This window comes from Anaerolinea thermophila UNI-1, from assembly GCF_000199675.1.
GTDB lineage: Bacteria > Chloroflexota > Anaerolineae > Anaerolineales > Anaerolineaceae > Anaerolinea > Anaerolinea thermophila.
Map to the genome: position 1 here is coordinate 463,848 of NC_014960.1, position 13,308 is coordinate 477,155.

General features: G+C 57.0%; 13 protein-coding genes. 7 read left to right on the plus strand and 6 right to left on the minus strand.

What is annotated here, in order from left to right:
- Positions 1-79: 79 nt before the first annotated feature.
- The gene (locus ANT_RS15985) at positions 80-520 is read right to left on the minus strand and encodes an RrF2 family transcriptional regulator (protein ID WP_013558857.1); all 441 of its coding nucleotides are present in this window, start codon (positions 518-520) and stop codon (positions 80-82) included.
- A 318-nt stretch (positions 521-838) separates the two neighbouring features.
- On the opposite strand from ANT_RS15985, the gene ANT_RS02135 reads away from it, so the two are divergent.
- The 4 genes from ANT_RS02135 to ANT_RS02150 all read left to right on the plus strand — a co-directional run bounded on the left by ANT_RS02135 (position 839) and on the right by ANT_RS02150 (position 4,606).
- On the plus strand, positions 839-1,270 hold the full coding sequence (locus tag ANT_RS02135; protein ID WP_013558859.1) for a c-type cytochrome: 432 nt from the start codon (positions 839-841) through the stop codon (positions 1,268-1,270).
- Positions 1,271-1,345: 75 nt separating this feature from the next.
- Positions 1,346-3,031, plus strand: a complete 1,686-nt coding sequence (locus ANT_RS15990) for a GAF domain-containing sensor histidine kinase (protein WP_013558860.1) — start codon at positions 1,346-1,348, stop codon at positions 3,029-3,031.
- Positions 3,028-3,672 carry a response regulator gene (locus ANT_RS02145; RefSeq protein WP_013558861.1) on the plus strand — a complete coding sequence of 215 codons (645 nt, stop codon included), beginning with the start codon at positions 3,028-3,030 and terminating at the stop codon, positions 3,670-3,672. Before ANT_RS15990 ends, ANT_RS02145 begins: the two co-directional genes overlap by 4 nt.
- A 76-nt stretch (positions 3,673-3,748) precedes the next feature.
- Positions 3,749-4,606: an MBL fold metallo-hydrolase gene (locus ANT_RS02150; RefSeq protein ID WP_013558862.1), complete on the plus strand. Its 858-nt coding sequence runs from the start codon at positions 3,749-3,751 to the stop codon at positions 4,604-4,606.
- 84 nt (positions 4,607-4,690) lie between these two features.
- Here ANT_RS02150 and ANT_RS15995 read toward each other — a convergent pair whose 3' ends face one another.
- Genes ANT_RS15995 through ANT_RS02165 form a run of 3 tightly spaced genes read right to left on the minus strand, consistent with a single transcriptional unit; the run spans position 4,691 to position 6,649 of the window.
- Positions 4,691-5,377, minus strand: a complete 687-nt coding sequence (locus ANT_RS15995; protein ID WP_172634564.1) for a glycerol-3-phosphate acyltransferase — start codon at positions 5,375-5,377, stop codon at positions 4,691-4,693.
- A 42-nt stretch (positions 5,378-5,419) separates the two neighbouring features.
- Positions 5,420-5,827: a M67 family metallopeptidase gene (locus ANT_RS02160; protein ID WP_013558864.1), complete on the minus strand. Its 408-nt coding sequence runs from the start codon at positions 5,825-5,827 to the stop codon at positions 5,420-5,422.
- 3 nt (positions 5,828-5,830) lie between these two features.
- Positions 5,831-6,649, minus strand: coding sequence for a DUF5656 family protein (locus ANT_RS02165; protein ID WP_013558865.1), 819 nt, complete (start codon positions 6,647-6,649; stop codon positions 5,831-5,833).
- Between the two features lie 139 nt (positions 6,650-6,788).
- Here ANT_RS02165 and ANT_RS02170 point away from each other — a divergent pair, with 139 nt between their 5' ends.
- The 3 genes from ANT_RS02170 to ANT_RS02180 all read left to right on the plus strand — a co-directional run bounded on the left by ANT_RS02170 (position 6,789) and on the right by ANT_RS02180 (position 10,640).
- Positions 6,789-7,778: a hypothetical protein gene (locus tag ANT_RS02170; RefSeq protein WP_013558866.1), complete on the plus strand. Its 990-nt coding sequence runs from the start codon at positions 6,789-6,791 to the stop codon at positions 7,776-7,778.
- 39 nt (positions 7,779-7,817) lie between these two features.
- Positions 7,818-9,737: a DNA topoisomerase (ATP-hydrolyzing) subunit B gene (gyrB, locus tag ANT_RS02175; protein ID WP_013558867.1), complete on the plus strand. Its 1,920-nt coding sequence runs from the start codon at positions 7,818-7,820 to the stop codon at positions 9,735-9,737.
- A gap of 192 nt (positions 9,738-9,929) precedes the next feature.
- The gene (locus ANT_RS02180) at positions 9,930-10,640 is read left to right on the plus strand and encodes a Crp/Fnr family transcriptional regulator (RefSeq protein ID WP_013558868.1); all 711 of its coding nucleotides are present in this window, start codon (positions 9,930-9,932) and stop codon (positions 10,638-10,640) included.
- A 72-nt stretch (positions 10,641-10,712) separates the two neighbouring features.
- Here the strand turns inward: ANT_RS02180 and ANT_RS02185 are convergent, their stop codons facing one another.
- Entirely contained in the window at positions 10,713-11,969 is a 1,257-nt protein-coding gene (locus ANT_RS02185; protein ID WP_013558869.1) for an MFS transporter, read from the minus strand.
- Entirely contained in the window at positions 11,941-12,984 is a 1,044-nt protein-coding gene (locus tag ANT_RS02190) for a GNAT family N-acetyltransferase (protein WP_013558870.1), read from the minus strand. The genes ANT_RS02185 and ANT_RS02190 overlap by 29 nt, the downstream gene beginning before the upstream one ends.
- Positions 12,985-13,308: the final 324 nt, after the last annotated feature.

A 13,308-nucleotide genomic window follows, 5' to 3' on the forward strand; every position in this document is an offset into this window, starting at 1 on the left:
CGTTTGTTAAAAGCCATCGAGACGCTTTCACCCCAAAGCGTCTCGATGGTTTCTCAGGAGGGGCAGGACATGGACGGGGTTAGTTGTTGCGCTCCGCCATGTTTATGGATTCAACCGAAAGCAATGCACCCTGAGGGGCTTTCTTTGCCAGTTCGCTCAGGCGGATGCTCGCCAGCGCAGCCACCACTTTTTCCTGCAGTTCTGCCCACACTTCGCGGGTCATCATGCCGTTGCCATTGGATTCGGGGACGATGCGCATGGGACCTTCCAGGGCTTCAATGATTTGCAGGAGCGAAATATTTTCAGGAGACTGTTTCAGACGCAAGCCACCTCGTGGGCCGGGTGTGGCGCGGATGTAGCCGCTCTGGATGAGCGAACGACCAATCTGATGCAGGAACGGCAGGGGAATGTGCAGTTTTTCTGCCAGCACGGCAGTGGGCACAGGACGTTCCGCCTCGGTTTGCGCCAGGGCGATCATCAACTGGACACCGTAATCAATTCTTCGACTCACTCGAAACATGCTTCACCTCTATTAGAATAGTATGTATGATTGACCAGAATAATAATCAATTGAAAACGTTCTCAAAAGTGACATTTTTTACTTTTTGGCTTGATAACCATCACAATCATAATCAATTCAGTCCAGAATTGTCCAGTCGAAACAGTTTACAAACAGTTAACAATCTGGCAGGGGGGATGGGCAAAATCACCGGAAAGGAGACCCTGTATCACCCGTGACATCCTCTTCCATTAAGAAGAATTAAGACTATAATGAATTTGTGAACCAATTCACCAAAAACACTCGGCTTTTGATTTTTGAAGAGGAGGATTGTATCCTATGAAGAAGAGTTTCTGGATTCTTCTGGCTGTTGTGGTGATGAGTGCGCTCGTGCTGGCGGCTTGTGGTGGTGGGGGTGGTCAGGCGACGGTAGAACGCAAAGCACCGCCACCGGAGTATGCAGGCAAAACCAATCCGTATGCCGGCGATGCTGCCGCGATTGCGGAAGGCAAAGAACTTTACAATGTGAACTGCGCTACCTGCCATGGTGAAACCGGCGCCGGAGATGGCCCCGCGGGTGCTTCCCTGGATCCCAAACCCGCGAATTTGATTACCGCTGCCAAAGAGGCTTCTGAGGATTACGAATTCTGGATTGTCTCCGAGGGTGGGGCTGCGGCTGGGCGCAGTGCTTCTATGGCGGCTTATAAAGGTGTGCTCACCGAGGATGAAATCTGGAAGATTCTGGCATACACCAGAACGTTCGGAAAGTAGTCCCCCAAGCAGTTTTGCACAGGGTTAAGCAGGCGAGGAGTCAACTTCCTCGCCTTTTTGTTATACAATTGAGGTATGTTAACAAACGCGGGGAACGTTCTCGGGTGGATTGTCCTCTGGCTTGCTGTGCTGGCAGGCATAGGCATCCTGTTCTGGCTGTTTCGCCGCGAGCATTCCCGCAGAGTTCAATTCCAAACCCGTATCCGACAACTGGAACAGCAACTGAATGCCGTTCTTGAACTCAATCGTGCCCTGGCAGAGAGCGAGGACGAGAAGAGCCTCATCGAGACTGCTCTGGCGCAGATCAACCGTTTGGTGGGGGGCATGGGTGCGTCCTTTGTCCCGTTCGATGCCTGGGGGGAGCCCTTGCCCGCCTTCACCGCAGGCGATTTGCCCGAGCCGGTACTGAAGGGCTGGGCAGAGCATCTCGTCTCTGAACAGGTGCGCGGAGCATGTCGCACCTGTGAAATGCTTCAATCTCTGTCCGGGAAAACCTGCCCGTTGCGCTGGGGTCCCATGGGAGCCATGGAGATTTACTGCTTCCCTCTGGCGTTGGGAGAGCGCCGTTTGGGCATGGTGAATTTGTATCTTCCTTCCGGGTGCTCGCTGGACTCTGCTCTGCATGACTTTTTGCAGGGCATTCTTAACGAACTGGCACTGGCGGTGGAAACGGCGCGTTTGCACCGTCAGGAGGTGCTCACCCTGCGGCAGATTCAAGCCCTGCGCCTGCCGCGCCGCGATTTGCAAAGCACCCTGAGCGCTCTGCTTCAACGGGTGCGCGATCACCTGGGGTTTGGCACGCTGATTATACAGGTACGTCCGCTTCAGGATGAGCGCCTTTCTGGGTTGCGCATAGTCGTTGGTGATGTGCAGGCGTATCCTGCAGGCTGGCTGGAAATTCTGCTGGAACAGGCGCTGGTGTGTAAAGAGGCTCGTCAGCGGCGTGAAGAGTATGGTTGGGTACGCATGTACCCCCTGCAGTTGCCCGATGGGCTCTCGATGGGCTGTCTGGTTCTGCTGGAACCGGTGATGGAAGATCTCTTGCCTGCCCAGCAAGCCCTGTTGCAAACGGCGGCGGCGCAGGCGGCACTGATGATTGAAAATGAACGCTCCCTGCTGGCACTGGAGTACACCCTTATTTTGCAGGAACGCACCCGCCTGGCGCGGGAAATCCATGACGGATTGGCGCAGACGCTGGCATTCCTGAAGATGCAGGTCGCTCAGATGCAAACTGCCCTTCAACAGGGTGATTTGACGCGCCTGGCGCGCCTGTTGAGCGAGAACAAGCAGGCGCTGGAAGAAGTTTATCAGGAAACCCGTCAGACCATTGATCACCTGCGAACCCAGCCTGAAGAGGATTTAACCGTATGGCTGGAAGGACTGGCATCCAGTTTTCAGCGCCATACGGGCATCCCCGTGGAAGTGCGCTGGCTGACCCAGCCGCCCACACTGGCGCCCGAAGTCCAGGTGCAGATGGTGCGTATTCTTCAGGAAGCCCTCAATAATGTGCGCAAGCACGCGCATGCCTCGCAGGTCAGCATCACCCTGCGTGAATGGGGCAGGGATGTGGTGATGGAAATCCATGACAATGGGCGTGGATTTGACCCGGAGGATGTGCCGGAGGTGGCGCAGTACGGTTTACGTGGCATGCGTGAACGTGCGGAGATGATTGGAGCGGAATTGCAAATCATCAGTGCACCGCACCTGGGAACGACCGTGCGGGTAGCCCTGCCCTATCGTCAGGAGGAAAATGTGGAATGAGTGGGAAGTACCGGTTGGTGGTGGTGGATGATCATGCCCTCTTCCGCAGGGGGTTAATCAGCCTGCTGGAAGAAATGCCTGAGTTTGATGTGGTCGGAGAAGCCAGCGATGGCGAAGAAGCCCTGAAGGTGATTGCTCAGCGCCACCCGGATATTGCCCTGGTGGATGTCAATATGCCGCGCATGGATGGAATTGCCCTGGTGCAAGCCCTGCGGCGGCAGAAATCTGCCCTGAAGGTGCTGATGCTGACCATTTCGCAGGAAGATCAGGACCTGATCGGCGCCATCCGGGCGGGCGCCAACGGTTACATCCTGAAAAACACCGAACCGGAAGACCTGCGCAAAGCCCTCTTGAATATCGCCGAGGGGAAAGGCGTGCTTTCTCCCGAGGTTGTCCCGCCGGTGTTGGGGGTCATGCAGAGGGGGACGCTGGACTCTTCCCCGCAACTGCTCAGCGACCGCGAACTGGAAGTGTTGCAGTGCCTTGCCGAAGGGCTGACCACTCAGCAAATTGCTTCCCGACTGTTCATCTCTGAAAATACGGTCAAAACGCATATCCGCCACATTCTGGATAAACTGGAAGCCTCTAACCGCACCGAGGCGGTAGGCAAAGCTACTCAACTGGGCATTTTGCGCCGCTGAAAAGACATTTTTTGACTTTTGCTTTCATTTGTGCTATCCTATGCCCTGCTGATTTTCAGACGGAAGATTGGGCTGTATGCAACGAGAACGAATTTCGGAAAACGTCTACTGGTTTCAAAGTGAAATCTACGCTCAGGTGACGGCTGGCGCCGTGACCGGTCCTTACTGGGCGGTGGTTATTGACACGCTGGCGCTGCCGGAAGAGACGCTGGCAATGCGCGCTTTTATTGAAGAGGAACTGGGTGTGCCGGTGCGTTATGTCATTAACACCCATTATCACGCCGACCACTGCTGGGGGAATGGCTTCTTCCCCGGCGCTACCGTGCTGGGACATGCCCTGACCCGCAAACTGATGCTGGAAAAAGGCGCCGCTTCGCTGGAATCGGCAAAACGCCAGAATCCGGCTTTCAAGCAGGTCAAACTGATTCCCCCGCACATCACGCTGGAAGAGGGTACGCTGGTGTTGCGGGTGGGCAAGAAGAGCTTGACACTCTTCCCCACTCCCGGACACAGCGTGGATGGTATTTCCGTGCTGGTGGAGGAAGACCGGGTGCTTTTCGCGGGGGATGCCTTCCTGCCTCTGCCCTATATTGTGGATGGCGATGCTGAAGTGCTCAGCGACACCATTCGCAAGATTGGTAAGATGGGGTTGGAAAACATTGTTCAGGGACATGGGGATATCATCCTGCGCGGGGAAATTGACGAGGCGGTTAAGGAAAACCTGGCGTACCTCAGCACCATCCGCAAGCAGGTGCGCGCCGCCTTGCGCAAGCGCAACCCCGTGGATGCGCTGTTAGCCATAGATATCGAGTCCTGCGGCAAGAGCCGGGTGTTCCTGGGCGGCTTGGCAGAAGAACTGCACCGCCGCAACCTGCGCTTCCTCTTCCGCCAGATGCAAAACGAAGAGGAACGTGTCGAAGCCAGCGAGCGGTAGGCGCGTTGACAGGGATGAAAAAAGCAGGGACGAAAAACCCTGCTTTTTTGTTTTCTTTGATAAAGAATTTGACCCCAAAATCCGTTATTTCGATTGCGCCTGCCGCCGCTTTTGCAGGTATGCCCGCAGTCCCACTGCCCGCTCGGTGCCTTCAGCCAGACGTTTCAGGTTGGGACGCAGTGCCCATGCCAGGATGAAGAAACTGAATACCCCGTACAGGATGTACTGCCATGGGTAGCCCTGTGTCAACGTCAGATAGGTGAACAGAGCAGTGGCAGAAATGGCAATGCTCAGCGTGGTTACCGAGGCGTAACCCACGAAGACGTACACCAGTACTCCAATCGGTAAGATGATATACGCGCTCCATGGCAGGATGCCCAGCGTGCCACCAAAACAGGGTGCCCCGCCTGCGCCGCCGCGCAGTTTGACCGTGCCGTCGCTGTGGCGGGTGAGCAGGTAAATGGAATAGTTATGGCCCAGGATGGCCATGAGCGGCGCAGCAACTTCCAGCCAGATGCGAATGCCCCAATCGGCGGGGATAAACCACACCACCAACCAGTGGGTGACGTAGGCTTTGGCAATGTCGCCGATGGCGGTCAACAGCCCTGCCAGAAAACCGGCTGCTCGCATGGCATTGGTACCGCCCATGCGTCCACTTTCCACTTCGCGGATATCGCGCCCGGTGGACAATTTGACGATGATCCACCCAAAGGGAATGGATCCCAACAGGTAAGAAACAACCAGCACACCCAGAACCTGTATGACTTGCATGATCATCTTTCTTGTTTTCCTCGCGCTATAGTTTAACCCATTTTACGAAGATGCGTTACGGGAAATTTCCAAACCCTCTTCACGGATTTGTCCCTCATCCAGCCAGAAGCCGCGCAATTGCCAGCCCTCTGCGGTCGGTGCGGCGATGAGGTACAGCACGCCCGGATAGGCAAACTCGGCAAGGTCGGTGGGAGAGGGGACGGAAGGACCGTTGGGATGGGAATGGACAATTGCCATTAACTCCAGACCTTGCGCTTCAAAGGTCTGGAAGGCTTGCCACTGCTCGCTGGCGTCCATGCGGAAACGGGTAGGACTGTGCAGGATGTTGGTAATGGGCAGAAACAGGTGGGCTTCTCCGTTCACGCCGCCAATCAGCCCACAGCGTTCTTCCTGAAGATTACCCTGCATGTGGTTAAGAATTTGCTCGACCATGTCCTCCGGAAAACGCATACGCTACCCCCGAATCAGCACCGCCAGCAGTGATAGCACTCCCAGCATGATGGCGGGTTCCAGCCACAGCGCCGTGCCTGTGCGTCCTTCTTCATATGCGCTGACTATGCTGGTCAGCGCGTATGCCAGCCCGGTGAGCAATAGCCCGTATTGCAGAGGGAGCAACGGGAAGTAGTGTAGAGCCGAGGCAATCTGCCCCACGATGAGCGTGATGAACAGCGCGCCCTTCCAGTGCCACACTCCCCCCAGCCGCAGGTACAGGGTTCGCAGCGCCGCCAGCCCCACCGCCAGGGTGATGGCGGGGAAGGTGAGGAAGAGACGCAAGCCGGTGGCTTTGAGCGAGACGGTCAGCAAGAGGAACAGGGCAAATGAGAGTGCCGTCAAGCCCACTACGGCGGGAGCATGGCGCACGTCTTCAGGGTCAAGAGCGATGTATTCTGCCAGCAGGACGATGACCAGGAACACCCCACCCAGTCCAAAGAGCGCCCACCACTCAGGTCCTACTTCCAGCGTATTGAGTGGCACCCCAATCACCCAGGCGGTCAGGGCGGGCAATAGCCAGTGCCTGCCGCGGTTTTGCCAGGTGGGGTACAGGGGATGATCCAGCAGAAGCCACCACGAACCTGTAGCCGCAAGCGCCGCCGCCAGCAGAGAAGAGAGAGTGGAAAAGTCAATGGTGAAAGACAGGAAGAGCCCCGGCAACTGCGTTTGCAAAATAAGCGGGGCAATCTGCACAAACGGCGTAACGGCATACGCCAGCATTACCGCTGCGATGACCACACTCATGCGGTTGCGGTCGGGCAAATGCTCATGGGCTTCCATGTCCGTTTTGATTGTACCGCAAGGCTCAGGGTTTGGGGATGAAGGTTAAAAAGGGTGTTTCCCCTTAAAAGGAAACTCATTTGCGAGTCCGCTCGGGTGGGTTCGAAAGCCCCCGTCCTATGGTAAAATTGAATTTCGTATGGCTTCTTCTACTCGCACCGAAATCGCTCCGCCGCGCTTGATGGCGTCCATCCACGCCGGGTTCAATCTGGTCGCCAATCGCGCCTACCTGCTGGCGTTTCCCATCCTTCTGGATTTGTTCTTCTGGCTGGGACCGCGCTATCGGGTCAAAGCCCTGTTCTCGCCTTTCATTGAGGACTGGCTCAGCATGACCCAGGCGATGGGCGGCGCGCAGGTCAGCGACATGATTGACACGGTGCGGAAGTTCTGGGAGATGCAACTGGATCGTTTCAATCTTTTTAGCGCGCTGAGCACGTTTCCCATTGGCATTCCCAGCCTGATGGCGGGATTGATGCCTGAAAAGACGCCTCTGGGAATGCCCTCGATTATGGAAATCCAGTCCTTCGGGCAGTTTGTCAGTGGTTTTCTGCTCTTCAGCCTGCTCGGATTGGTGCTGGGATGTGTGTACTTCAGCCTGCTTGCTCGTGAGGTGCGTTTGTTTGAGGAAGAGCATGGAACGCTGCGCTTGCTGATCTGGGAAGTGGGGCAGGTGTTCCTGCTGGTGGTGAGTTTGATTTTGCTGGCGCTGGTGATCAGCGTCCCCCTGCTGGGTATGGCGGCAATTCTGGAGATGATCAGCCTGCAGTTTTTGCAGATTTTTACCCTGGTGGTCATGGTTGCCCTGCTCTGGATTATTGTGCCGCTGGTTTTTACCCCGCACGGCATCTTTGTGGCGCGGCGCAATTTCCTCACCTCGGCACTGCTCAGTGTGCGCACCTGGCGCTGGTTGTTTCCCAGCATTGGGCTGTTCCTGCTCAGCCTGTTGCTCATCTCGCAGGGACTGGGCTACCTGTGGCGCATCCCGCCGGAAGATTCCTGGCTGATGCTGGCGGGCATCCTCGGCAATGCGGTAGTCAGCACGGCACTGCTGGGAGCAAGTTTTGTCTATTATCGTGACGCGCTGTTGTGGGCAGAAGCCCTGCGGCGCGCTACTCAGGTTTTGAGATAAGGCGCGGTTCGGCTTGAAGCCGCGTGATGGGAGGTTGGTTTGGCAACACCTGTGAACACATCTTACGGTGCAAAAGATATTCAGGTTCTGGAGGGCTTGGAAGCCGTCCGCCGCCGTCCGGGTATGTACGTGGGTGGCACCGATTTGAAAGCCCTGCATCACCTGGTCTATGAGGTGGTGGATAACTCCATTGACGAAGCCTTGGCGGGCGCCTGTGACCACATTCAGGTCACCATTCACCCCGACAGTTCGGTAACCGTGGAGGACAATGGGCGCGGTATCCCTGTGGATATTCACCCCGAAAAGCAAAAATCGGCTTTAGAGGTAGTGATGACTGTCCTGCACGCCGGCGGCAAGTTTGGCAGCGGCAGTTACAAGGTCTCCGGCGGCTTGCACGGCGTGGGCGTCTCGGCGGTTAACGCGCTGTCCGAATGGTGCGAAGTCGAGGTGCGCCGCGACGGCAAGGTACACTTCCAGCGCTACGAGCGCGGTGTGCCGGTGGAGCCGGTCAAGGTTATCGGCAAGTGCAAACCCAACGAAACCGGCACCAAGACCACCTTCCGCTTCGACCCCACCATCTTCAAAGGCGACCTGGATTACAAGTTCGACACCCTGGTTCAGCGCTTCCGTGAGATGGCGTTTGTCACCCGCAAGGTGACCATCCGTCTGATTGATGAGCGCGCTTCGCGGGAAATGTCCTTCTATTTCGAGGGCGGGATTACCTCGTTCGTGCGCTACCTTAACCGCAACCGCGAGGTACTGCATCCGGTGGTGTATGCCGAAAAAGAAGTGGAAGGGGTAGGCATTGAAGCCGCCATTCAATACACCGATGCTTATGCCGAATCGGTGTACTCGTTTGCCAACACCATCAATACCATTGACGGCGGGACGCACCTCACCGGTTTGCGCGCCGCCATCACCCGCGTGATTAACGATTACGCGCGGCGCAACAATTTCTTGAAAGACGGCGATCCCAACTTCAGCGGCGATGACACCCGCGAAGGGTTGACCGCCATCGTCTCGGTCAAGCACCCTGACCCGCAATTTGAAAGCCAGACCAAGGTCAAACTGATGAATCCTGAGGTGCAGACCTACGTTCAGCAGGTGGTGGGCGAAGCCTTCAGCACCTTCCTGGAGGAAAATCCCCAAGCCGCCAAAGCCATCATCCAGAAATGTCTTACCTCGGCGCGCGCCCGCGATGCCGCCCGCAAAGCCCGCGATCTGGTCATCCGCAAGTCTACACTGGAGAGTTTGACCCTGCCCGGTAAACTGGCAGACTGCTCTGAGCGTGACCCCAGCAAGACCGAACTGTACATCGTCGAGGGCGACAGCGCAGGCGGTTCCGCCAAACAGGGGCGCGACCGCCACTTCCAGGCGGTGCTTCCCCTGCGCGGTAAGATTCTCAACACCGAGCGCGCCCGTCTGGATAAGATTCTCTCCAACAACGAGGTCAAGGCGCTCATCTCCGCGCTGGGAACGGGCATTGGCGATTCCTTCGACCTTTCCGGCTTGCGCTACGGGCGGGTGATTATCATGACCGATGCGGATGTGGACGGCAGTCACATCCGCACCCTCTTGCTGACCTTCTTCTTCCGCTACATGCTCCCGCTCATCGAGGATGGGCATCTGTTCATTGCACAGCCGCCGCTGTACCGCATCGCCTACAAGAATCAGGTGCGCTACGCCTACACCGACGCTGACCGCGACCGCATCCTGAAGGAACTGGGCATCACGCCGGAAAAGGCCTCTATCCAGCGGTACAAGGGCTTGGGCGAGATGAATCCCACCCAGTTGTGGGAAACGACCATGAACCCGGAAAACCGCACCCTGCTGATGGTGACGGTGGAAGACGCCGCTGCCGCCGACCGCACCTTCGATATGCTGATGGGAGCGGCGGTGCCGCCGCGTACCAAGTTTATCCAGACGCATGCACGGGATGTGCGCAATCTGGATATCTAGCCACCGGTTTTGCTTTGCATGGCTTAAGTCCCCCTGCCAGGGGGACTTTTTGTTTTTCGAAGATGGCACAAATGGCTCTGCCGGCTGGTTTTTAAGGAATTCACCTTTTCAGCACAATCGGGATTTATAGTATAGTGCGGTATACTATTAACAATTCAGAAATAAAGACTTCAACCCTTCGGGTGGACGAACATGGGCCTACGAGAATTAACCTCAGGACTGGAAAGCGTGCGCCTGTTTCGCGGGCTAACCCCTCAGCAATTGGAGTGGGTGGCGGCGCGGGCATACAGCCGCACCTTTCCCCCCGGCGTGGAACTGATTGTGGCAGGCACACCCGGCGAGACGGTGTACTTCATCCTCAGCGGCACGGTGAAGATCTATGTGCCTCAGGTGGACGGTACAGAGGTTATCGTCAACATTCTGGGTCCCGGCGATACGGTAGGTGAACTGGGTGTCATTGACGGCGGGGAGCGCTCTGCCAGTGTGGTGACGCTGGAGCGCACCGAGACTATCTGGATGACCGGCGAAATGTTCCAGGAAGCCCTGCGCACCATTCCGCAGATGAACGAGAATTTACTGCGCATCCTCTCGGCAAGGGTGCGCCTGACCACCGAAAACGTGCAGGCGTATGCCTCGCTGGATATCCCCGGGCGTATTGCCCGGCAATTGCTTTCGCTGGCGCACACCTACGGCAGGGAGCAGGGCGGCGGGGTGTTCATCCCCCTGCGCCTCACCCAGGGCGATATTGCCGAACTGGTGGGCTCTTCGCGCAAGCGCGTCAATCAGGTCATGGTTACCCTGCGGCGCGAGGGTGTGCTGACCTTCGACACCGAGGGACACATCACCCTCTTCCGCCTCAAGGACCTGGAGCGCATGGTGGAAGGCAGGGTGGGACATTATTAGGTGGATGAACGAAAGAAAAATCCCCTCTCCAGACGTTCTGGGGAGGGGATGGTTTTTCTTGGAGGGTGTGGCTCAGCCCTGTTCGCTCACCGGTGCGGTTTGTCCCTCTACGGCAAGCGGCGCAGGCGTTGCCTTTTGAGGGCGGAATTTGAACCACGCCGGCAGAATGGTCAGGAAAGAAATTACGGTGGTGAGCATGAAGGGTGCGCGCGGGCTGAACTTTTCGTAAAGATACGCTCCAATCGAAGGGGCGGGGAGCGAGAATACCCCCAGGCTGGAATGAAGCAGACCAAAACCGGTGCCGCGCAGACGTTCCGGCAGGGCTTTACTCATCAGCGAACTGTATGCCGGGCTCATCATGCCGATGCCCACCCCCGCCAGCACCCATGAGAGCAGGAACAGGGGGAAGGTGCTGGCACGCAGAAAGATGAGCATGGAAATGCCATCCAGCAAAAATCCCAGGCTGATGGCAACGTGTTCGCCCTTACGGTCAGCCAGCCAGCCGCCCAACAGATTGGTTGCCATGATAGCGGTACTGAGCGAGGCACTCAGCCAGCCAATTTGCTGAATGGTCAGCCCACCCACCGATTTGAGGTACACCGGGAAGAAGGTGAACGACATGCGGAAGAAGATATCCCGTACCCCATCGGTGAGAAACAGCCAGGTCAGCAGTCCGCCGCTCACCAGCAGAATCAGCAGACTGCGCAAATTTCCACGCAGGCTGTCCAGCGTCAGCGCGCTGGCAGGCGCAGGGTTTTGACGGCGGGCATTGCGCGCCATACGCACGCGGATGATGGTGGCGCTCAGGTAGAGGATGCCCGCCACAAACAGCATGGGCTTGAAGCCGCGCAGTTCCACCAGCCAGGCTCCCAGCGGTGGACCCACGATACCTACCACCGAATACAGTGTTTCGACCACGCCAAAGACGCGGGCGCGGTTTTCTTCGCTGGAAGACTCGGCGATGAAAGCCCCATAACTGGGCGCGACCAGTGCCGAGGTCACCGCGCCCAGCCCTTGCGCCAGCAGGAGCCATTCCCATGATGGCGCCAGCACCAAGCCAACATACGAGAGTACTCCCGCCAGACTGCCCAGGGCAATACTGCGCAGGCGTCCCAGACTATCGGAAATCCACCCGCCCAGAATTTGCAATGCCAGCGGGATGATGGCGGAAAGGGTGAAGAACAGCCCTACCTGCGCCACGCTGGCGTTCAATTCCTGCAGGTAGAGGGGCAGGAGATCCATGTACATGGATCCGGCGATGTTTGCCAGAATCATGGCAATCAAAAACCAGATTAAGGTTTCATTCAGCAGTGTCTTTTTCGCGTTCATGATCTTCAAGGCTTTGCCTCAAATAATCTTTGCCGGGGCGCACTTCGTATTCGAAGAGATGATACTCTCGATGCACGTGCATCCCGGCGCGTTGATACAGACGGGTGGCGCCGGTCAGGCTGGAAGCGTCCACCCCCAGCCCGATGCGGTGGAAGCCACGCTGGTACAGGGCATCGAACCCGTGCAATAACAGCGCCAGTCCCAGCCCCTGTTTGCGCCACTCGCGGCGCACCCCCAGCAAGTTCACCCAGCCCAGTTGCGGGTCTTCCTCAGTGCCCGGGGAGCATAGACAGTACCCGGCAATCTCATCGCCATCCATGGCGAGAAACCACAGTGTCGGGTCACAGCGCGGGTCGGTTTCAACCCAGTGACGCCAGTCTTTCAGGGCTTCTTCCATGGGTGTTTCCACATAGCCCCAGTGGTCATGGAAGGCTTGCCGGTGTGCGCGCACCAGCGCTTCCAGTTCGTTTTCCAAATGGACTGTGCGCACCTGGATGTGTGCCGGGAAGGATGCCGCTTGGGGCGGTGTACTGAGTTCGATGCGCATCTGGTAACTGTTGCGGATGTGCCGAAAACCAAGGCTTTCCAGCAGGCGCGCTCCCTCAACGGCTTGTGCAGGCAGGAACTGATGTAACACCACTCGCGCATCGGCTGGGGCTTTCTCCAGACTGAGGGAAGCGCGTGCCAGTCCCCACTGCACCAGGGCAGTGCCCAAGCCTTTGCCCCTGGATTGTGGGTGCACCCTGCCGTACAGGTACAGACGCACATGAGGGGGAGCGTCGTACATTTCGCCATACGCAACCACCTGTTGATGAGTGTCCAGAATCAACAGGGTATCCCGTTCCAGATTCATCATCGGGTTTGTCCAGAAACTATGCAGATCCTGGGTGCTGGTCTCCGGCGAGCCAGTCCATTCCACAAAGCAAAGGTTTAACAAATTGGCTACAGCTTCCGCATCGGTGAGTGTTGCCGGTCGGGAAGTAAACGAAGAGGGTAAAAAGATTTTTGTTTCCATGTCAGTGTCCTCGTACAAAACAGAGTTTGTCAGCGGTTTGCCCGGTGGGGAAAACAAAACCAGCCACGGGGCGGGAGCATGTCCGTGGCTGGCGTATCGGTAAATTCGTGTAGATTACCTGCCTGTAGACACACTCCGAGAAGGAATCAACGCGCCACCCCCATCGGTGCGGAGACGAACAGCAACTTGGGCAACAGAGATCACCATGCGCATTGCTTCCTTTCTCAGAGTTAATCTGAGTTTAATGTAACGGAGAATCCTCAAACGGTCAAGGGTTTCACGAGAAGCATTCTTAAGTGCCTCACAAAAGTCCTGAGAAGGTGT

Excerpts from the sequence above, each read along its gene's own strand:
- ANT_RS15985 (WP_013558857.1), bottom strand. The coding sequence starts at position 520 with ATGTTTCGAGTGAGTCGAAGAATTGATTACGGTGTCCAGTTGATGATC.
- ANT_RS02135 (WP_013558859.1), top strand. The coding sequence starts at position 839 with ATGAAGAAGAGTTTCTGGATTCTTCTGGCTGTTGTGGTGATGAGTGCG.
- ANT_RS15990 (WP_013558860.1), top strand. The coding sequence starts at position 1,346 with ATGTTAACAAACGCGGGGAACGTTCTCGGGTGGATTGTCCTCTGGCTT.
- ANT_RS02145 (WP_013558861.1), top strand. The coding sequence starts at position 3,028 with ATGAGTGGGAAGTACCGGTTGGTGGTGGTGGATGATCATGCCCTCTTC.
- ANT_RS02150 (WP_013558862.1), top strand. The coding sequence starts at position 3,749 with ATGCAACGAGAACGAATTTCGGAAAACGTCTACTGGTTTCAAAGTGAA.
- ANT_RS15995 (WP_172634564.1), bottom strand. The coding sequence starts at position 5,377 with ATGCAAGTCATACAGGTTCTGGGTGTGCTGGTTGTTTCTTACCTGTTG.
- ANT_RS02160 (WP_013558864.1), bottom strand. The coding sequence starts at position 5,827 with ATGCGTTTTCCGGAGGACATGGTCGAGCAAATTCTTAACCACATGCAG.
- ANT_RS02165 (WP_013558865.1), bottom strand. The coding sequence starts at position 6,649 with ATGGAAGCCCATGAGCATTTGCCCGACCGCAACCGCATGAGTGTGGTC.
- ANT_RS02170 (WP_013558866.1), top strand. The coding sequence starts at position 6,789 with ATGGCTTCTTCTACTCGCACCGAAATCGCTCCGCCGCGCTTGATGGCG.
- ANT_RS02180 (WP_013558868.1), top strand. The coding sequence starts at position 9,930 with ATGGGCCTACGAGAATTAACCTCAGGACTGGAAAGCGTGCGCCTGTTT.
- ANT_RS02185 (WP_013558869.1), bottom strand. The coding sequence starts at position 11,969 with ATGAACGCGAAAAAGACACTGCTGAATGAAACCTTAATCTGGTTTTTG.
- ANT_RS02190 (WP_013558870.1), bottom strand. The coding sequence starts at position 12,984 with ATGGAAACAAAAATCTTTTTACCCTCTTCGTTTACTTCCCGACCGGCA.